General features: G+C 42.1%; 18 protein-coding genes. 8 read left to right on the plus strand and 10 right to left on the minus strand.

Annotated elements, in window-relative coordinates:
• Positions 1-173 precede the first annotated feature (173 nt).
• The 4 genes from tnpA (at position 174) to acs (ending at position 5,154) form a co-directional block, all read left to right on the plus strand.
• Entirely contained in the window at positions 174-605 is a 432-nt protein-coding gene (gene tnpA / locus SD427_RS11785) for an IS200/IS605 family transposase (protein ID WP_320557995.1), read from the plus strand.
• 130 nt (positions 606-735) lie between these two features.
• Positions 736-1,098 (plus strand): response regulator, encoded by a 363-nt coding sequence (locus SD427_RS11790; RefSeq protein WP_320557996.1) that lies wholly within the window; start codon positions 736-738, stop codon positions 1,096-1,098.
• 202 nt (positions 1,099-1,300) lie between these two features.
• Positions 1,301-3,199, plus strand: a complete 1,899-nt coding sequence (locus SD427_RS11795) for an AMP-binding protein (RefSeq protein ID WP_320561042.1) — start codon at positions 1,301-1,303, stop codon at positions 3,197-3,199.
• A gap of 47 nt (positions 3,200-3,246) precedes the next feature.
• On the plus strand, positions 3,247-5,154 hold the full coding sequence (gene acs / locus SD427_RS11800) for an acetate--CoA ligase (protein WP_320557997.1): 1,908 nt from the start codon (positions 3,247-3,249) through the stop codon (positions 5,152-5,154).
• A 39-nt stretch (positions 5,155-5,193) separates the two neighbouring features.
• Here the strand turns inward: acs and SD427_RS11805 are convergent, their stop codons facing one another.
• Positions 5,194-5,502, minus strand: a complete 309-nt coding sequence (locus SD427_RS11805) for a T9SS type A sorting domain-containing protein (RefSeq protein WP_320557998.1) — start codon at positions 5,500-5,502, stop codon at positions 5,194-5,196.
• A gap of 71 nt (positions 5,503-5,573) precedes the next feature.
• Positions 5,574-6,455: a hypothetical protein gene (locus tag SD427_RS11810; protein WP_320557999.1), complete on the minus strand. Its 882-nt coding sequence runs from the start codon at positions 6,453-6,455 to the stop codon at positions 5,574-5,576.
• Between the two features lie 217 nt (positions 6,456-6,672).
• Between SD427_RS11810 and SD427_RS11815 the strand changes: the two genes are divergently transcribed.
• Both SD427_RS11815 and nhaA read left to right on the plus strand, forming a co-directional pair.
• Positions 6,673-8,877, plus strand: coding sequence for a RelA/SpoT family protein (locus SD427_RS11815; protein WP_320558000.1), 2,205 nt, complete (start codon positions 6,673-6,675; stop codon positions 8,875-8,877).
• 15 nt (positions 8,878-8,892) lie between these two features.
• Positions 8,893-10,071, plus strand: coding sequence for a Na+/H+ antiporter NhaA (nhaA, locus tag SD427_RS11820; protein ID WP_320558001.1), 1,179 nt, complete (start codon positions 8,893-8,895; stop codon positions 10,069-10,071).
• A 64-nt stretch (positions 10,072-10,135) separates the two neighbouring features.
• Here the strand turns inward: nhaA and SD427_RS11825 are convergent, their stop codons facing one another.
• Entirely contained in the window at positions 10,136-11,098 is a 963-nt protein-coding gene (locus SD427_RS11825) for a YihY/virulence factor BrkB family protein (protein WP_320558002.1), read from the minus strand.
• A 202-nt stretch (positions 11,099-11,300) separates the two neighbouring features.
• Here SD427_RS11825 and SD427_RS11830 point away from each other — a divergent pair, with 202 nt between their 5' ends.
• Positions 11,301-11,774: a 23S rRNA (pseudouridine(1915)-N(3))-methyltransferase RlmH gene (locus SD427_RS11830; protein WP_320558003.1), complete on the plus strand. Its 474-nt coding sequence runs from the start codon at positions 11,301-11,303 to the stop codon at positions 11,772-11,774.
• Between the two features lies 1 nt (position 11,775).
• Here the strand turns inward: SD427_RS11830 and SD427_RS11835 are convergent, their stop codons facing one another.
• The 6 genes from SD427_RS11835 to secD form a co-directional block, all read right to left on the minus strand.
• A complete protein-coding gene (locus SD427_RS11835; protein WP_320558004.1) occupies positions 11,776-12,237 on the minus strand; it encodes a tRNA (cytidine(34)-2'-O)-methyltransferase in 462 nt (153 codons plus the stop codon).
• A 72-nt stretch (positions 12,238-12,309) separates the two neighbouring features.
• Entirely contained in the window at positions 12,310-13,122 is an 813-nt protein-coding gene (locus SD427_RS11840) for a tetratricopeptide repeat protein (RefSeq protein WP_320558005.1), read from the minus strand.
• Entirely contained in the window at positions 13,119-13,685 is a 567-nt protein-coding gene (locus tag SD427_RS11845; protein WP_320558006.1) for a phosphatase PAP2 family protein, read from the minus strand. Before SD427_RS11845 ends, SD427_RS11840 begins: the two co-directional genes overlap by 4 nt.
• Positions 13,686-13,697: 12 nt before the next feature.
• A complete protein-coding gene (locus SD427_RS11850; RefSeq protein ID WP_320558007.1) occupies positions 13,698-14,033 on the minus strand; it encodes a twin-arginine translocase TatA/TatE family subunit in 336 nt (111 codons plus the stop codon).
• 216 nt (positions 14,034-14,249) lie between these two features.
• Entirely contained in the window at positions 14,250-15,485 is a 1,236-nt protein-coding gene (locus SD427_RS11855; RefSeq protein WP_320558008.1) for a TCR/Tet family MFS transporter, read from the minus strand.
• A gap of 187 nt (positions 15,486-15,672) precedes the next feature.
• Positions 15,673-18,567: a protein translocase subunit SecD gene (gene secD, locus SD427_RS11860; RefSeq protein WP_320558009.1), complete on the minus strand. Its 2,895-nt coding sequence runs from the start codon at positions 18,565-18,567 to the stop codon at positions 15,673-15,675.
• A gap of 215 nt (positions 18,568-18,782) precedes the next feature.
• Between secD and SD427_RS11865 the strand changes: the two genes are divergently transcribed.
• Entirely contained in the window at positions 18,783-20,153 is a 1,371-nt protein-coding gene (locus tag SD427_RS11865) for a PQQ-dependent sugar dehydrogenase (RefSeq protein ID WP_320558010.1), read from the plus strand.
• Positions 20,154-20,196: 43 nt separating this feature from the next.
• Here the strand turns inward: SD427_RS11865 and SD427_RS11870 are convergent, their stop codons facing one another.
• Positions 20,197-21,402, minus strand: a complete 1,206-nt coding sequence (locus SD427_RS11870; RefSeq protein ID WP_320558011.1) for a hypothetical protein — start codon at positions 21,400-21,402, stop codon at positions 20,197-20,199.
• Positions 21,403-21,405: the final 3 nt, after the last annotated feature.

Here is a 21,405-nt window from a genome sequence, read left to right on the forward strand (position 1 = left end):
AAAACCCATGGATCATAAACGCAGCAAGCAAGAACCCGAAGGGTTCAATATGAATAACCGTGGGTGAAAACCCATGGATCATAAACGCAGCAAGCAAGAACCCGAAGGGTTCAATATGAATAACCGTGGGTGAAACCCTTGGATCACAAACGCAGAATAAAAAACAAACACCAATGGGAACATACAGACAAATATTGTATCATATTGTTTTCGGGACAAAATACAGAGAACCGGTAATTATTAAAAAGAACGAATCTGAGCTTTATAGATACATCTGGGGTATTTTAAAGAATAAAAAATGTAAATTATACAGGATTAACGGAATGCCGGATCACGTGCATATTTTATGTGATTTACATCCCGGTGTGAGCCTAAGCAGTTTAATAAAAGATATAAAAATCGCTACGAATGTATGGATAAAAGAATCAGGGCTATTTCCTGAATTTACAAACTGGCAGGAAGGCTATGGAGCTTTTACCTGTTCAGTCAGAGAAAAAGAGACAATTATAAATTATATAAAAAATCAAAAAGAACATCACAGAAAAGAAAGCTTTGAACAAGAGTTCAGTAAATTGCTAAAGGAGAATGGCATTGAATGTGAATAAAAGGGTAATTTTAATTATATTCAACTCACTCTTTTTAAGGGGTGGTTTAATGTAATCACAATACCATGGATTTCACCTGCGGTTATTAAAATTGAACCCTTCGGGTTCTCCAATCAAAACAAAGAAAAAAATGAAAAAGATATTGATTGCTGATGACGAACATAAAATATTGATGTCTCTGGAATACAGTTTCCGGAAAACAGGGTATGAAGTTTTTATTGCCAGGGACGGAACCGAGGTTTTAGAATTTTTAAAAACGATTGTTCCTGATGTTATTTTACTGGACATCATGATGCCGAACCTGGATGGCTACAGCACCTTGGAAGAAATCAAAAAAAATGAAGGCTTAAACAATACAAAAGTTTTGTTCTTGAGCGCCAAAAACAATCCCAGAGATATAGAGAAAGGCCTTGAGATGGGTGCCGATGCCTATGTAACGAAACCGTATTCGATTAAAAAACTGATCCAGCAGATTGAGGAAATGTTTGAATAGATTTCAGATAATAGAGAAGAGATCAGAGACTTATAATTTATGGGTAATGATCATTTTAACATACAAATTACAAAAGGCATTCAGAAATTGAATAAGTCGTATTTTAAGTTTTTCACCACCAAAATGATTTGAGAAACTGAGATTATTAAGAGATTATGCAGCAGCTTCATTTCCCGCAATGGCAAAAAACACAAAAAGCAATATGGACGCAGACGATTTATTTAAGCAGAGCATAAAAAACAAAGCGCAGTTCTGGAAAGAACAGGCTCAGGAACTCCCGTGGTTTAAATTTCCTGAAACCATTATTTCAAAAGACGGGAACAATTACACGCAATGGTTTCCGGACGGGAAGCTGAACATGTGCTATTTATGTATCGACAGGCATATTGAAGACGGCTTTGGTGAAAACACGGCCATTATTTATGATTCTCCGGTTACCGGCCAGAAGAAAAAATACACTTTCAATCAGGCTGAAGGAGAAATTTCAAAATTAGCCGGCGGCCTGGTTTCTCTGGGTTTAAAAAAAGGCGATACCGCCGTTATTTATATGCCGATGATTCCGCAGACGCTTTTTGCCATGCTGGCCTGCGCAAGGATTGGTGTGATCCACAATGTGGTTTTCGGAGGTTTTGCGCCGCATGAGCTGGTCGTAAGGATTGACGACTGCAAACCGAAGGCTTTGATTACCGCGACTGCCGGAATAGAAATTGCGAAAAGGATCCCATACCTGCCTTTGGTGGAAAAAGCAATTGAGCTGGCGCAGGATAAAGTGGATAATATCATTGTGTTCAACAGGAAATTAGTTGATAATCAGAATGAGATGTTTGAGGGGATTATGGATTATGAGGAATTGGCCGGGAAATCAGAACCTGCAGACTGTGTTCCGGTAGAATCCAACCATCCGCTGTACCTGCTCTACACTTCGGGAACCACAGGCAAGCCGAAAGGAATCACAAGAGATACCGGAGGTTATGCCACGGCTTTGAAATTTTCCATGAAATACATTTACGGAATTGAGCCCGGCGAAACGTTTTGGGCAGCTTCCGACTTTGGATGGGCAGTGGGCCACAGCTACAGCGTTTATGGTCCGCTGATTAACAGAAACGCCACCGTTATTTTCGAAGGAAAACCAGTTATGACTCCTGATGCAGGAACTTTCTGGCGAATCATCTCAGAGTATAAGGTAGCAGCGATGTTTACAGCTCCGACTGCCATCCGGGCGATTAAAAAAGAAGATCCAAATGGAGAATTGGCAAAAAAATATGACTTAAGCCATTTCAGAAAACAATTCCTGGCAGGCGAAAGATGTGATATTGCCACATTAGACTGGTTTGAGAAACACATCGGAGTTCCCGCCATCGACCATTGGTGGCAGACAGAATCCGGCTGGCCGATGCTGGGCCTGATGACCTTTAATGAAGATTATAAAATCAAAAGAGCTTCAGCCGGAAAACCGATTCCGGGATATGACATTAAAATTTTTGACGAAAACGGGTACGAACTGGATGCCCATAAAGAAGGTTACCTGGTTATCAAGCTTCCGCTTCCGCCCGGTGCCATGCTGGGAATCTGGAATGATTACGGGCGTTTTGAAAAAAGCTATTTATCACAATACAAAGACTATTATTTTTCAGGCGACGGAGCCATAAAAGATGAAGACGGCTATATTTTTATTACAGGAAGAGTAGACGATGTCATCAACGTTGCGGGACACCGCCTTTCCACTTCTGAAATGGAGGAGATTGTTTCATCCCATCCTGACGTTGCCGAGTGTGCCGTTGTGGGGATTGATGATGAACTGCGCGGGCAGGTCCCTTTTGCAGCGGTTGTTTTAAAGAACGGCTCAAAAATTTCTGAAGAAGACGTCGAAAAAGAAATCATTCTGAAAGTCAGGGAAAAAATAGGCGCTGTGGCATTTTTAAAAAGCGTCATGGTAGTCAAGAAGCTTCCGAAAACACGTTCCGGAAAAATTTTAAGAAAGCTCATCAGAACAATTATTGACGGGAAGGAATTTCAGGTTCCGCCGACTATTGACGATGAGAACATCATTGAGGAAATTCGGCAAAAAATCAATGAATACAGGCTTCGGACAAAAAATTAAACATATATTTAAATAATAAAAATTCAAATTCAAAAAAAGAAAGGGATATGAGAAACTATCTGATAGAAGATTTACCGCACTACTTTGAAGAATATAAAAAGTCTATTAAAAATCCAAAAAAATTCTGGGACAAAATAGCCGATCAAAATTTTGTATGGTACCAACGGTGGAGCAAAGTTGTAAAATACGACATGAATGAAGCAAAAATCACCTGGTTTAAAAATGCGAAATTAAATATCACCAAAAACTGCCTGGACAGGCACCTTTCCGTGAGAGGAGAAAAAGCGGCCATCATCTGGGAACCCAATGACCCGAAAGAACCGGCACAGCATATTTCCTATAACGAATTATACACCCGCGTCAACAAAACCGCCAATGTCCTGCGCGAAATGGGTATTGAAAAAGGCGACCGCGTTTGCATCTACCTGCCGATGATCCCTGAACTGGCCGTTGCCATGCTGGCCTGTGCAAAATTAGGCGCCGTGCATTCCGTAATCTTTGCAGGATTCTCTGCCGCCGCCGTAGCATCCAGAGTCAATGACTGCGAAGCTAAAATGGTAATTACCTCAGACGGAAGCTACCGGGGAAGCAAAGTCCTGGACCTGAAAAGCATTGTTGATGAAGCGTTGGAAAAAACCCCGACGGTTGAAAATGTCCTGGTCGTAAAAAGAACGCACAACGAGATCAAAATGAAGGAAGGAAGGGATCACTGGATGGCTGATTTGTATGAACAGGCATCCCCGGATTTTGTAACTGTTATCATGGATGCCGAAGATCCTTTATTTATTCTTTACACATCAGGTTCCACGGGAAAACCTAAGGGAATGCTCCATACATCCGCGGGTTACATGGTGTATACGGCCTATACTTTTAAAAATGTATTCAATTACAAGGAAAATGACATTTACTGGTGTACTGCGGATATCGGCTGGATCACAGGCCATTCCTATATATTATATGGTCCGCTTTTAAACGGGGCAACCACTGTGATTTTTGAAGGTATTCCTACTTATCCTGAACCGGACCGTTTCTGGGAAGTAATCGAAAAACACAAAATCACCCAATTCTACACCGCTCCTACGGCCATCCGTTCATTGGCCAAAGAAAGCACCGAATGGGTTGACAAGCATGATCTGAGCTCATTAAAAGTAATCGGCTCGGTAGGTGAACCGATTAATGATGAAGCATGGCACTGGTTTAACGACCATGTCGGGAAGAAAAAATGCCCTGTTGTGGATACCTGGTGGCAGACCGAAACGGGAGGCATCATGATTTCGCCGCTTCCGTTTGTTACCCCGACAAAACCTACCTATGCTACCCTGCCCTTACCGGGAATCCAGCCTGTGCTGATGGATGACAAACGCAATGAAATATCAGGGAACCAGGTGACCGGAAACCTGTGCATCCGCTTTCCATGGCCCGGAATTGCAAGAACCATCTGGGGAGACCACCAACGGTATAAAGAAACATATTTCACCGCTTTCCCGGGAAAGTATTTTACAGGTGACGGTGCACTGAGGGATGAAGTGGGATATTACCGGATTACAGGCCGCGTGGATGATGTGGTGATTGTCTCCGGGCATAATCTGGGAACGGCCCCTATTGAAGACAGCATCAATGAGCACCCTGCCGTGGCAGAATCAGCCATTGTAGGCTATCCTCATGATATTAAAGGAAATGCGCTGTACGGATTTGTCATCTTAAAAGATTCGGGTGCCGACAGGAAGCAGGAAAACCTGGTTAAGGAAATCAACCAGCTGATTTCAGACCAGATCGGACCGATTGCCAAGCTGGATAAAATTCAGTTTGTTTCCGGGCTTCCGAAAACGCGTTCCGGGAAAATCATGCGCAGGATCCTGAGAAAAATTGCAGAAGGAGACTTCAGTAATTTCGGGGACATCTCTACCCTGCTGAATCCTGAAATTGTTGAGGAAATCAAAAATGAAAGAATTTAAAAAATAGAAAAGCGCAGAAATTTCTGCGCTTTTTGCTTATCAGTTTTTAATAACCTTAACAGACTGCCTTCCTAAATTAGAATGGACATCAAGCAGGTAATTTCCTTTGGGATAATTAAATTCCAGCGTATATTTTTTCAGGCCTTTATCATTTACATCATCTTTAAGGATATTTTTTACAAATTTCCCTGAAGCCTCATACAAACCTACGATAATATGATCGGAATGTAAATAATGAACATTCAGGTTCAGTTTATCCTTTACCGGATTCGGTACCACTTCCACCTTTAATTTCCGTTCCTGCTTTTCACCGGATACTTCCTGTGCTGCCAGATTTCCCGTAGTCATTTTATAGACATTTGTTCCGGCCGCAAACGCAACGTTGTTATTAAGAATAAAAATCCGGTTCAGAGAACCTCCTACGCTTGTATCCGTCCACGTGTTTCCACCATCCAAAGTCTCATAAAACCCAGTATTGTGGGGCCGCCCATCCAGCCGTGTGTTGCCGATGTAAAACCAACCGCCTGCACATAATGATCAGGAAAATCCTTTGTTTCCCAGCTGAAACCGCCGTTCAGGGATTTCAGCAGTTTGCCGGTATTCGGAAGCTCCGATTCTATGGAACAGAAAATCTTATTATTATCTAGAAACTGCATTTTCCAGACATATTCATTCTCAATGTTACTATTATAAATTTTTGTCCAGCTGTTTCCACCGTCCGTTGTTTTCAGGATCACAGCACCGTTGTCATCATTCCCTGCCGCATATCCTGTAGTTTCAGTAACAAAATGAATTTCTACCAAAGCATTTGTGTAAGCAGACATATCCATATACTGCCATGTATTTCCGCTGTCTGTAGACTTTATGATATAGGCCGGGTAAAACCATGCTCCGCAGCCATAGACGGTAGAAGTTCCCACACAATCCAGTCCGCAGATGGCCTGTGGATAGGGTGAAATATTGTTTACACGCTGCCAGGAATTCCCGCCGTCAACCGTTTTGTAAAAATTGTTGTTCAGCGTCCCTAAGAAACCGACGTTTTCATTTAAGAATTCTATATTCCTGTAATACTGATTGGCAGTTGCGCTCACCGTCTGCTGTGTCCAGCTGGCACCACCATTGGTTGTTTTAAAAACGGCTCCGTTACCGCCTCTTGCTGCCCAGCCTACATTTTCGTTCAGGAAGAAGACATCATCATACCTTCCGTTAGTACTTGCCGGCGGATACGAAAAAGCAGTCCATGAATATTGCGCACTGAAGAGCGAACCCAGAAGTGAGAAAGCAAGAATCATTTTTTTCATAGGTTATTAATTTTTCACATACAAATTTGCCACATTTCATACAGATACACAACATATAATCTCAAAAGCACTAAATCATAGTCTCATTATTAAAAAATCCGCATTCCGATAAGCATGAAACCGGTAAATTTATTTCTAAGATTGGCCTGCGTATGCTATGTTGTTTGAAAAGTGCTAAAATTTTCGTATTTTCGTGTATATATAGGCATTTGCATAAATGAGTTACGACTTAGAACAGGAAAACAAAGAGATTCTGGCAAGATATAAGGATCTGATTTCAAATACATACCGCACGCTGGATGAGGAAAATAACAAGCTCATCCGGAAGGCCTTTGATATTGCGCTGGATGCACATAAGGATCAGAGAAGAAAAACCGGGGAACCCTACATTTACCACCCGATTGCCGTGGCAAAAATTGTGGCAACGGAGATCGGTCTGGGGGCCACTTCCATCGCCTGTGCCCTTTTGCATGATGTGATTGAAGATTCTGACTATACGTATGAAGACCTGAAGAAGATTTTCGGTGAGAAAATAGCAGATATCGTGAACGGGCTCACCAAGATCTCCATCATGAACCACCAGAATATTTCCGTACAGTCTGAAAATTACCGTAAGCTTCTTCTTACGCTATCGGAAGATTTCCGGGTTATCCTGATTAAAATTGCCGACCGCCTCCACAATATGCGCACGCTGGAAAGCATGGCTCCGGACAAGCAGAAAAAGATCGCCTCTGAAACGGTGTATATCTATGCCCCGATGGCGCACCGCCTTGGCCTTTACAATATCAAATCCGAATTGGAAGACCTTTCCCTGAAATACAACAATCCGGATATTTTCAATGAAATAACGGAGAAGCTGGAATTTGCCAAGGAAAACCGCGAAAGGTATATTGAGGAATTCAAGACGGAAGTTTCCGAAAAGCTGCATGAAGAAGGACTGAACTTTAAAATAAAGGGCCGCGCAAAAGCCATTTCCTCCATTTACCGGAAAATGCTGAAGCAGGGTGTTTCTTTTGAGGAAGTCTATGACAATTACGCCATCAGGATCATCTATAAATCCGATGCCAAGAATGAAAAATTCCTGGCCTGGAAAATTTATTCCATCGTAACGGACGTTTACCACAGCAACCCTTCAAGGATGCGTGACTGGATTACCCAGCCGCGTTCAACCGGTTATGAAAGTCTGCATCTCACGGTTTTAGGCCCAGACAAAAAATGGATCGAAGTACAGATCCGTTCTGAAAGAATGGATGAAATTGCGGAAAAAGGGGTGGCCGCCCACTACAAATACAAGGAAGGCTATAAGCAGAGCTCGGACGACAGGAATTTTGAGAACTGGGTGACCGAGATCCGTGAAGTACTGGAGCAGCAGCAAAACCTTACCACTTCGGAACTTCTTGATAACATTAAGCTTAACCTGTACTCCAAAGAAGTATTTGTCTTTACGCCAAAAGGGGAAATCAAAATTTTACCGACCAATGCCACCGCACTGGATTTTGCATTTTCGGTACACTCTGATCTCGGCATGAAGTGCCTCGGAGCAAAGATCAACGGAAAGCTGGTACCGATCTCATACATTCTCCAGAACGGCGACCAGATTGATATCCTGTCTTCCCAGAACCAGAAACCCAAATCTGACTGGCTGGAATTTGTCATAACATCCAAAGCCAAATCCAAGATCAAGAGTTATCTGAACTCACAGAAAAATCAGCTGGTGGAAGACGGCAAAGAAATACTGCAGAGAAAGCTCCGCCACGCAAAAATTAATTTTAACGATGAAGAAATAAATAAGCTTCAAAAATATTTCAATCTTAAAAGTTCACAGGAACTGTTTTTGAAGTTTCAAAGTAATGAACTGGATGCCAGCAGCTTAAGAAAATACCTTGAAAGTAAGAATGTCTTTAACAATTTACTTTCAAGATTCAGGAAATCTCCGTCGAAAAATACGGCTTACACAGAGCCTAAAGAGCAGAACCTCGACATGATTGTTTTCGGAAAAGATGAAGAAAAGCTGAATTATACCTATGCCAAATGCTGTACGGTAATACCGGGAGACAAGATTTTCGGGTTTATTACCATTTCTGAAGGCATCAAAGTACACAGCGACAGCTGCCCGAATGCCATCAACCTCCGTGCCCAGTATGACTACCGCGTGATCCCCGCCAAATGGGTAAATGCGGAAAGCTTTAAAAACAGGGTGAAAATTGAAATTGAAGGGCTTGACCGGATGGGAATGATCAATGACATCACCACTGTGATCAGCGGTGCCATGGGTATGGATATGAAGAGTTTATCAATAGAATCAAATGACGGAATTTTTACGGGAACCATTAACCTGGAAGTCAAAAACAGGAGCCAGCTGGAACAGACGTTTAAAAAACTTACTGATATCAACGGTATTTCAAGAGTAAGAAGGCTATAATATATTGTTTCATGAATGAATCTGACCCTGTATTTTAAAAAATTTTTCAGCAGCAGCCAGGCTTCAGGCATTATCCTGATCTTCTGTGTCCTGGTTTCATTATTTATTGCCAACTCTTCTGCCGCGGAAGGGTTTCAGTCCTTTTTAGATACAGAAACAGGAACGGGCCTGTTTGGATTAAAATATCCGGTAAGCATCTGGATCAACGACGGGCTGATGGCGATATTTTTCCTTCTGGTAGGCCTGGAAATTAAAAGGGAAATGGTGGAAGGTGAGCTTTCATCCTTTAAAAATGCTTCGCTGCCAATCTTCGCTGCAGTTGGCGGCATGCTTGTTCCGGCGGTTATCTACACTGTTTTCAACTTCGGGACGGAATATGCAAACGGATGGGGAATCCCGATGGCCACAGATATCGCTTTTTCTCTGGCGATTATTTCCCTGTTAGGAAAAAAAATCCCGAACTCCATTAAGATTTTCCTTGCCGCACTGGCTATTGTAGACGATCTGGGCGCAATTTTGGTAATTGCCGTATTTTATACGGAACAGATTCACTGGATGTATCTGTTATCGGCTTTCGGGGTAACCGCTTTGTTATTCTTACTGAATTTTTTAAAGGTGACCAAGATTGTTTTCTACCTGGTTCCCGGATTGTTTTTATGGTATTTTCTGCATCATTCCGGAATACATGCAACCATTGCAGGCGTTCTGCTTGCTTTTTCAATCCCAACCAATATATCGTCAACCGAAATTTCACCGCTGGAAAAACTGGAACATCAGCTGCATGTGCCGGTAGGTTTCCTTATCATGCCTATCTTTGCGCTGGCCAACACCAACATCACTTTTACCCGTGAAATGGTATCTGAAGTAACCAATACTTTAGGGCTGGGCATTATCTGCGGCCTGGTTTTAGGAAAACTGATCGGGATTAATATATTTTCATATATTGCGATTAAATCGGGATTGAGTTCGCTGCCACAGAATGCGTCCTGGAAACAGATGTGGGGAGTCGGGCTTCTGGCCGGCATCGGGTTTACCATGTCTATTTTTATTGCCCTGCTTTCTTTTAAAGAATCACATGAAATTCAGGATGAAGCTAAGTTTGCGATACTGATCGCTTCCCTGCTGGCCGGAATATCCGGTTTTATAATCCTGAAGATAAGCGCCGGAAATACGGTGACGGAGGAGGGAAATTAAGCTTCTGAGATTCAGGCATTGTGTGTATGGAGCGGTTATTTACTTTAACCTGATTCCAATCACATCATCTATTCTCATCATTTTCAGAACTGATGTTTTCAGATTCTTTTTTAAGTTCGTCTGACAGTATTTTTTTAATCCTTACTTTTCTGATGGCCATATTGAGTTCATTTCCGAAAAGCAGAAGGTATACATTAACATTTACCCACACCATCAGCAGGATCATGCTTCCGATGGAACCGTACAGTACGTTGTAACGGGCAATATTTTTAACGTATAATGCAAAGAAATACGTAGTTGCCACAAACAGTATGGTAGTAAGAATGGCACCGGGAACCGCCTGGCGGAATCTCGTTATCTTTACGGTCCCCAGCCAGTAGAACATGGCTAAAAGGATGAAATAAAAGATAGGGAATGAAACAAATCCAATAATTTTCGTAAGATTGCTCATCAGCCAGGAAACATCATATACCGGCGTAAACATCTTAAGCACGACTTCCGAATAGTATACTCCGAAAAGGGTCAGGAAGACCATAAGGATAAAGCCGATGGTAATAAAAAATGAAAGGATGAACTCCTTCACATCGCCCATTTTCTCCTCGGCCTGCTCATTGAATCCGTTAATCAGTGAAAATGTTCCGTTGGTGGCAAATACAAGGGCTAAAACAATGGTCAGGTTGCTGATCCCTTTCATATTGGGGACAATGCTCTTCTCAATATAAGTCCGTACATCACCTTCTATATTGGAGGGAAACACGTTACGCATCAGGACTTCAAAAATATAAAACTGAAGCTTGTCATAATGCGGCATATAAGGCATTACCGACAGGAGAAACAGAACAAACGGGAATAAGCTGATGGTAAAGCTCCAGGAAATGGCAGCTGCCTTCCTTCCTATTTTTTCTTTGAAAATCCCTCTGAAATAAATCTGAAACATTTCCCACAGGGATATGCCCAGCAGAGGAATATGGATATCATTAAAAAATTCTCGGACTTTCAGGATAAATTTAGGAACTTTCATGCCCATTGTGCTTTAAAATAGTATTTATCTTCATTATCTGTTTTATAATTGGTGAACAACAGAAAATAAAAGGATTAATTCTTTCATCAAATAATGCCCTGCAAAAATAATGTTTTTTTTAAACTTACGAATTTTCTGTAAAAACACAGGATATGACTTTCTTTAATTTATGAATATCTTTGCCGCTTCAATTGCTTAAACACATCATATGCAGATTAATTTGCTTTGTATAGGGAAAACAGACGATAAAGAAATTACATCTTTAATCAGCTATTACCTGAAACGCCTTCCCAAGCACTGGAATTTTGAGATCGTGGAAATTCCTGATATCAAAAATGCCAGAAACCTGACACCGGATCTTTTAAAAAAAGAAGAAGCCAAACTATTTATGTCCCATATTGACCGTACTGACCTTGTCCTGATTCTGGATGAAAAGGGAAAGCAGTTCACCAGTCGGGAATTTGCACAGAAAATAGACAGCTGGATGAATTCTTCAGTGAAGAAAATCCATCTCCTGATCGGCGGGGCTTACGGTTTTTCAGAAGAAATTTATGCCAGGGCCAATGAAAAAATGTCATTATCCAAAATGACATTTACCCATCAGATGATCCGGCTATTTATTGTAGAACAGCTGTACCGTGCCGATCAGATCTTACAGGGAAAACCTTACCACAACGATTAAGTTACGGACCGGTTTTTAAACCGATCTGCCTTTTTGCTTCACCCACAACAAAAGCAACCGAATTGGCAATGTTGAAACTGCGGATCAGCTTAGACATCGGGATGGTTAAGTGGTTTTCAAAACGGTCTAAAACCTCTTTACCCAGTCCGGCACTTTCTTTCCCGAACACCAGCCAGTCGCCGTCCTTAAAACCGGTCTCCAGATAGGATTTTTCGGCATGCGAGCTCATCAGAAAGACACGGGACAGATCCGGGATTATTTTCATCCACGCTTCTACATTTTCATATTCAGTAACATCAAGATGAGGCCAGTAATCCAGCCCGGAACGTTTCAGATTTTTATCATTGATGACAAATCCGAACGGATGGATCAGATGCAGCCTGCTTTCGGTTCCTACGCATAATCTTCCGATGTTTCCGGTATTATTGGGGATCTCAGGCTCTACAAGAACTACATTTAACATGAATAATGGATATCTATTTTAAGGTTTTTCCGGTACAACCGGTCAGAACAGTAATCTTTTAAGTACAGCCGTTTATTTTTTCTCGCATTTGGCATAATACTCCAGAAGCAAAGGCTTTTCGTACCCTAAAGTCACTGCTTTGTCTAAGCTTGCACAGGCTTCCTTCGGTTTTGCGGTTTCAAATAAAATCAAAGCTTTATTAACGTGGGCCTGGGCAAATTTCGGATCGATGGCAATCGCTTTATTTACATCTGCAAGTGCTTCCTTATTTTTCTTCAGCTTAAAATAAACGTCTCCCCTTCCGCTGTACAGAAGAGATTCCGGTTTTTCTGAAATCAGCTGGTTATAATCTTTTAAAGCACCTTCCAGGTCGCCGCTGTTCTTTTTAAGGTTTGCAAGCCCTGTCCTTGCATAAATGTTGTCGGGAGCGAAACTTAAAAGCTGGTTCAGGTCTTTTGCAGCAAGGTCTTTTTTGCCTAAGTTTTCATATACTTTGGCGCGTGTCAGGTACATATCGGCGTTTTCAGGCTGTAATTTTATTCCCTGGTTCAGATAGTCAATGGCGGCCTGTTTATTTCCTTTCTGCCCGTGGATGGAACCCAAATTGGCATAGACCGCTGCAGACATCGGGTTGGATTTGAGTGCGGACTCATACGATTTAAAGGCAGACGTTGTTTTCCCCAGCCTTCGCTGTGCGGTCCCGAGATAGTTGTAATATTCAGACTTGATCTGCTGGATTTTTTCGGTCTGTGCCAGTGCGGCATACTGTTCTTCGGCACATTTGTAATCTGCCTTCTGAAAGCATTCTTCAGCGGTTTTTTTGTCCTGGGCGTAAAAGTTTAATGATAATAATGCTAAGGTAAGAAATGATAAACGTTTTTTCATGAGGTTATTTTTTGTTTATTGATTACTTTTCTGGCGAGTGCACCAAAAATCACCCCCAACAAAGTTCCAACAAACGACCCCACCAAAATATCTATCGGGAAATGCACTCCTAAATATATCCGGCTGTACGATACTACTGCAGCCCACACAAATATAGCATAAGGAAACCATTTAAGCTTCTTTTTTAATAAAATAGTCAAGTAACTGGCTAAAAAGAAGGTATTGGAGGCGTGGGCAGAATAGAACCCGAACTGCCCGCCGCATTTTACAATCCTCATGTGATGCTCTAAAGAAGGGTCATGGCAGGGCCTCAGCCTTTCGATCCCATGTTTGAAAACCCCGGCAAGCTGGTCTGAAACGGTTACGCCGATGGCTACGAATACCAGGATAAAAACAAGCGACCTTAATTGATAGTTTTTGAATAAAAAATAAAGAAAAATCGCGTACAGCGGCACCCAGATCCAGGTGCTTGAAATCAGCATCCAGAACTGATCGAATGAAGAGCTGCCCAGATTATTAAGAAATAAAAAGACTTTTTTGTCTTCCTGAATAATTTCGTCCATCTTAACGTACACTTATCTGCTTACCGGTCCTTCGTAAGTTTCATCATCAGCAGGCTTCGGCTGTATGGGCTGAGGCGTTTCAGACTCTCCTGAAACCTTAGCTTTTTCAGCTTCTTTCATGGGATCATAGTCTTTTGCCGCATCTTTAACCTTTTCGATTTCACGCTTGATCTCGGAAACAGGATTGTCTGTCTCTTTCATGATCTCCGTTTTGATATCTTCTACCGCGCCGCGCATTTTCCTTACCCCTGAGCCTAAGTCGCGTGCGATTTGGGGAAGTTTATCCGGACCGAATAATACAACGATTGCAACGGCAATAAGTGCCATTTCTCCTATGCTTAGTTCCATTTGGTAAAATTACGAAAGATTATACATATGCAATACAAATGTATTGTATTTTAAACAAATTTTAAGAAAGAATCAATTAAGATTAAAATTCAGCGGTTAAATTTTTCAGCAACGGTTACCGGAACCTGAGGTTATTGTATTTCAAATTGTCATGCTCCATACAGTTTCCTAAACCCATTCTGAATAGACAGGCTACCTGGATGATATTCCGGCAGCTTACTCTGAGAGGTTTTTTTTCAGATTCTTTTTCCGGAAATTGATGTAGGTAATAATCACGCTGGCCGCCATTAAGATAAAGGCTAAGAAGAACGGTGCCCCTGAAAACCTGAACGGAGCATCTTCGTGCGTGAAAAAGTAAAAAAGGTTGGTCATCATCGGCGGACCGATAATGGAAGTGGCACTCATCAGGCTGGTTAATGCCCCCTGCAGTTCTCCCTGCTCATTGGAAGGGACACTTTTTGTGATCACTGACTGGAGCGCCGGCCCGCAGATTCCGCCCAGGCAATACGGGATGAGGAAGACAAACATCATCCAGCCCTGGGTGGCAAAAGCAAACAGCAGCATGCCGATGGCATACAGGGTCAATCCGTAATAAATGCTTTTCTGTTCACCGAACTTCGGGGTGGTCCACCTGATCAGGACGCCCTGGACAAGGCCTACCAGTAATCCTACGACTCCCAGTGAAATCCCTACCATCCTTTCATCCCAGCTGAATTTATACATGGTGAAAAAGCTCCAGTTGCTCTGAACGGCATGTCCGGCAATATAGATTAAAATCAAAGAAACAATCAGTCCGGAGATTTCAGGATGCTTTCCCAGGAATTTGAAGGACCCGACCGGATTGGCACGCTTCCAGTTGAACTCCCTTCTTTTTTCTTTATCCAGGCTTTCCGGAAGGATGAAATACCCGTACAGGAAGTTCAACAGGCATAAAACCGCCGCCGCATAGAACGGAACCCGGGCTCCGTAATGCCCTAACAGTCCGCCCAGAACCGGCCCTATAATAAAACCAAGCCCAAAGGCAGCCCCGATCAGGCCAAAGTTTTTTGCCCGGTCTTCATCTGTAGAAATATCGGCAATGTAGGCACTTGCGGTTGTCACACTTGCCCCGGTAATGCCTGCAATAATCCTCCCCAGGAACAGCCATAAAATGGTAGGTGCCAATGCCAGCAAAATATAGTCTATGGCAAACCCGAAAAGCGAAATCAGGATGATCGGCCTCCTCCCGTACTTATCGCTCAGGTTTCCTACAACAGGAGAAAAGATGAACTGTGTAAATGCATACGCAAAGCCCAGCCAGCCGCCGTATTTGGCCGCTTCGCTTATATCGGCATGAATAAGTTCCTCAATCAGTTTCGGGACTACGGGAATAATAATTCCCCATCCCGTAATATCAATCAGCAGTGTGATAAATATAAAGCTCATTGCAGCTTTCTTCCTTGCGTTTTCCATAATGCTGCAAAAATACTCAAATCGTTAAAATAATAATAGAAAATATTGGCAACCTACAGAAATTGACGGATCCTATGATTGAAGTATGAGCACAGAATTAAAAAATTCAATGAAGCCGCTATCCTGAATTCGGGCATAAAAAAGCCTTTCAGAACTGAAAGGCTTTTTCTTATTTATTGTAGTTTACTTATTTTGAAGCAAGTACTTCCTTACTCGTTGTAGATTTACCGTGTACTTCATCTTCTTTTCCTGTTTTTAGGAAATCGTAAGCAATAGCTGACGCGATAAAGATGGATGAATACGTACCGAACCCGATACCGATTAACATTGCAAACATAAATCCTCTCAGGTTATCCCCACCGAAAATGAAGATGGCCAGGATTACTAAAATGGTAGTAAATGAGGTGTTGAATGTTCTTCCCAAGGTACTTGAAATAGAATCATCAAATAATCCCGCAAGGGTTAAAGATTTTTTCTCTCTCAGATACTCACGGATCCTGTCAAAGATAATTACCGTATCGTTGATTGAATATCCCAATACCGTTAAGATCGCAGCGATAAAATCCTGGTTGATCTCCATGTTGAACGGCATGAATTTGTGAAGCAGTGAATACGCTCCCAAAATAATTACCGCATCATGGAACAAGGCCGCCACAGCACCTAATGAGAACTGCCATTTTCTGAATCGTACCAAGATATAGATGAAGATCCCTGCCAAAGCAGCAACTACGGCTAAGATACCATGAGTCTGGATATCATCTGCTACCGTAGGACCTACTTTTTCAGAAGAAATAATCCCTGCATGGTCTTTATCCGCAGATTTGAAATCTGCCAGCGTGGTTTTGGAAGGCAATTCTGATTTTAATCCTTCAAACAACTTCTGTTCGATGACCTGGTCAGCTTTTAGGGACTCATCTTCAATCAGGTAATCCGTAGAGATTTTTAACTGGTTGTCGTTCCCGAAAGTTTTTGCTTCAACGGAAGAGTTTTTACCGTCTTCAGTTTTGAACAGTGTTATTAATTTTCCTTCAATATCTTCTGCATTTACCGGCTTGTCAAATCGTACCACATAGTTTCTGCCTCCTGTAAAATCGATACCGTATCTGAATCCGTTGATTGCGATGGAAGCAATACAGATTACCGTTAAGATTGCTGAAACAATGTATGCATATTTTCTTTTCCCGATAAAATCAATCCAGGTATTTCTGAACAGGTTTTTGGTTGCAGGCGTCCATACAGAAAGGTTTTTCCCTTTATTCAGCCTTGAGAAGATCATTGCCCTGGAGATCAATACAGAGGTAAAGAAGGTCATTAAAATACCGATTCCCAAAGTTAAGGCAAAACCTTTGATAGGCCCTGTCCCGAAAAGGAAAAGTACACCGGCCGTTAATAACGTTGTTAAGTGACCGTCCACAATGGCATTCAATGCATGTTTGAAACCGTCTTTATAGGCTTCTAAAATACTTTTTCCGGCAAATAATTCTTCCTTGGTTCTTTCATAGATGATGACGTTCGTATCCACCGCCATGGCCATCGTCAGCACAATACCGGCAATACCCGGAAGGGTAAGCGTAGCATCCACGGAATCCATGATTCCGAAAATGTAGAATAAGTTGATGATCATTGCGATTACCGCATAAACACCCGCTCCGCCATAATAGAAAATGATATAAACGATGATCAACAAGAATGCAATACCAAATGAAATCATCCCGGCATCGATAGATTCCTGTCCTAACGAAGGCCCTACCACAGTAGCCTGAACCACTTTTGCCCCTGCAGGCAGTTTACCGGCTCCCAAAACGTCCACCAGTTCCTTGGCTTCTTCCTGGGAGAAGTTACCTGAGATCTGCGTTCTTCCGTTCGGAATGGCATTTACTACGTTCGGTGCAGTATATACCCTGTCATCAAGGGTTACGGCAACAGGTTTTCCAACGTTTTTCTCAGTAAGGGTTTTCCATTCTTTGGCTCCTTTTGAATCCATCTGCATGTCTACCACCACCCTGCTCAGCTCATCATAGCTGATGTTGGCTGTTTCAACAGCGCCGTCTACCGGAGCTTTCCGGTTGATGTTGCTTCTGATGGCATACAATACAAGGCTTTCGGCATCATTCGCTTCAGGCTTGTATCCCCACATGAATTGGGTATATTTAATATTGGCAGGACGTAAAGACTGTGCTACCTTGCTGTTTAGGATTTTATTTACTGCCGCTGTGTCAGACAGTTTTACGTTGGCAACGCCGTTGGTCCTTAATTTATCCAGGTGTAAAAGGTTCATGAAGTTGGTTGTTTTGGCAACGCCCATAGAATCACCTTTCGCAGCTACAATAGAAGTAAGGGTCTGGAAATAAGGTGCCATTTCAGGAACCTGCTGTACTTCCCAGAACTGGAGTTTCGCAGAAGTCTGAAGCATTTTTTTCACCTTGTCGATGTCCTTCATACCCGGCATTTCCACAGAAATCCTTGCGGTTCCCGGTACTCTCTGTACGTTTGGCTGTACGGCTCCCATCTTATCGATTCTGGTTCGGATTACCTCGAAAGCGGTACCTACAGATGCATCGATTTTTCTTTTAACAATGCTTTTTACCTGTTCGTCAGGCGTGTTGTATTTTACTTCAGTAAGTGTGGTGTTTCCGAAAAGTTCCGGATCTGCCAGCTTAAGATTGGTACCTTTTGCTCTATTTACCGCATCGAACTGATCAAAGAAGTTATCAATGTAAGATCTCGTAGAATTCTTCTGTACTTCATCCGTTTTATTCAAAGCCTCAATAAGGACCGGGTTGGAAGAATAATTGGTAAGATCGTTCACAAGATCTCTCTGGTTGATCTCCAAAAGAACGTTGATCCCGCCTTTAAGGTCAAGACCCAATTTCATTTCCTTGTCTTTGGCTTTGGAATAATAGAGTTGGGTAAAGCCGAGATTAAGGGTATCCTCCTTCAATCGCTTGATCTCTTTCTCGTTTCCGTTTGCAGCTTCAATCTGCGATTCAATTTTGCTGGCGTACCAGGTTGGCAATAGCTCATTTAAGCAAATCAACCCTAGTACAATAGCAACAATTGTAATAAGTCCTTTTCCTTGCATTTTGTTATAACTACGTTAAATTAAGTCGGCAAATATAATCATTTTCTTGTATTTTATAAATTTTTAACAACAGAAATCGTTTATTTTCAGATATATCGGCAATCTTATTTTTATTTTATATTTAATAATATTTTTATGGTATTATAATGAATTTTTCAACGGCTGATTGGTATGAAATTTTCATTCTTGTTTAATACACTAAATATCAAAATATTATGAAAAAACTATTATTTTCTGCGTGCAGCCTCTTTTTCATGATTGGCAATGCACAAAGTATTAATTTACAGGAGTTTGCCACGGGATTTACCGCCCCTGTAGAGATTGCCCATGCCAACGACAGCCGCATGTTTGTCGTTCAGCAAAACGGGATCATCAGGATTGTACAGCCTAACGGAACCGTTAATGCAGACAACTTCCTGAATATCAGTTCAAAAATTACTTACGGAGGCGAAAGAGGGCTTTTAGGACTGGCTTTCCACCCGCAGTACCCTACGAACGGGTATTTTTTTGTGTATTACAATGACACCGGCGGAAATATCACCGTGGCGAGATACACCAGAAGCTCAGCCAACCCTGATATAGCAGATCCTGCTACGGAAAAAATCATCCTGAACCAGCCTAAACCCTTCGACAACCACAATGGCGGAAGCATCCATTTTGCTCCGGACGGCTATCTCTGGGTAGTAACCGGTGACGGCGGAAGCGGCGGTGACCCGAACAACAACGGACAGAACAAAAACTCCCTTTTGGGAAAGCTGTTGAGGCTGGATATCAATTCTACGGGGCCTTACAACATTCCTCCCGGAAACCCTTTTGTAGGGATTGACGGAGCAGATGAAATCTGGGCCTACGGTTTGAGAAATGCATGGAAATTTAATTTTGATACCGCTTCGGGGAATGTGATGATTGCCGATGTAGGACAAGGCCAGATCGAAGAGATCAACAGAATGCCGCTTACGCAGGCCGGAATCAATTACGGATGGCGATGCTATGAAGGTAATTCGGCATATAATACCGCCGGATGTGCGGCACAATCCACGATGACGTTCCCGGTAGCAGCGTACAATCACAGCGGAGGAAGATGTTCCATTACCGGAGGTTATGTTTACAGAGGCACCCAATTCCCTGCATTGCAGGGTAAATATATTTTTGCCGATTACTGCTCTACGCAAATCGGGATCTTAAATGCTGATGATTCTATTACCTGGACCCCGGCGTTTTCCGGAAATAATTTCTCTACTTTCGGGATAAATAACCAAAATGAACTGTTCGCAGCAGCGGTGAACAGCGGCAAAATTTTCAGGGTAACCACCACTACGCTGGCTGCACAGGAAAATGACTTTTCCAATCCAATAAAAGTATATCCGAACCCGGCATCAAAAAAAGTTTATGTGGACGGGTTAAAAGATAAAAAATCAACGATAGAGATCATCAGCTTTGAAGGAAGAAAAATCATGGAATCGGCCGCGGTTGGCAATGACAACAGCCTTGATATTTCTGGTATACCGGCAGGAGCTTATTTTATCAATATCAATTCAGGAGATACAAAAACCAAAACCTACAGCAAGAAATTAATCATCAAATAATAAGTGATTCAGTAAATTCTCATTTCAGATAGTTTTCAGAGTCTCAATCCTTTTGGATTGGGGCTTTTTTAATAAAGTACAGCATAATGAGCATCGGCAGTACCAATATTAATCTGATAGGCAGGGAAAACCTTTCGGCCTGATCGTCAAATAAAAAATTCGGAATCAGCGTGATCAAAGCAAATGAAATAACAAAAGAAGCAATTCCGGTCACAGATATATTTTCACAGGGCTGCCGGATCTCTGAAGATTTCGAGCTTAAAATCCAGAAGCCCAGAAATATTATCATAAACGGGAATGACCAGATCCTGTAGGTATCATACGCCACTGCATGAAGCAGCAGAGGAACAAATGAAACAACTGCCAGTAATGCAAATAACCTGAAATTCTTTCGCAGCCTGAATTCTTTAAAAATCATCCATAAAGAAAAAATCACAGGAATTCCGTAGAGAACAGTGGCCCTGGAAATAAACAGGCGCTGAATGAAATGACCGCTCTGCTCTTTAAAGTAATAGCTGAAACTTTTGGTATATGCAGAAGAAACGGAATCGGCTGCTTTATGCGCAATAAAAGGAATATGGTTCAGGTAATTGAACAGGGTATTAAAATAATGCGCTCCGCTCATTTCCTGGTATGTTGAAACGGCAAATGTCGCAAGAACCGGCAGGGATAAAAGCAGCGCCAGCTTTTTCAGTATATTCAAGGAAAAAAAAGATTTCATTGGGAATCGTCCGCACTCTGTAACGATCAGTGCAAAACAGCTGACCGGCAGCAGCAGGAAAAATGAAATTTCATGGATAAAAATGCTGACTCCCGCAACCGCAGAAGCCACAAGAACATTCCCTTTCCTGATTAAAAAAATACTCAAAACCGTCATGAGGAAAACAACATGGTCCAGATACCCGATCAGATGTGCCGAAAAAACAAGATACTGCGAAAGAAAAAAGGTCAGGAAAAACAATATGCTGTAAAAACTATTTTTCCTTCTCCCTGTTTCTTTTACTGCAATAATAAAAATCAGAGCATAGAGCAGAAAGAGTACTCCACCCGACAGCACCAGGATATTGGATTCGCTTTTTTCAAAAAACCACCCGAATACTTCCCCGGCAAGTCCCCTTTTGATAAACCCGAACCTGTAATCCAGCATCCAGTGTGCCTCAGACCAGTCATTGGGGAGCCTTACCGTTTTCAGCACACTGAATGCGAATGCATAGAAATAAAGTAGAACCAAAAGGGCTTTCCTGCTCATCGC

It is taken from the genome of Chryseobacterium sp. JJR-5R (genome assembly GCF_034047335.1).
In the GTDB taxonomy this organism is placed as follows: domain Bacteria; phylum Bacteroidota; class Bacteroidia; order Flavobacteriales; family Weeksellaceae; genus Chryseobacterium.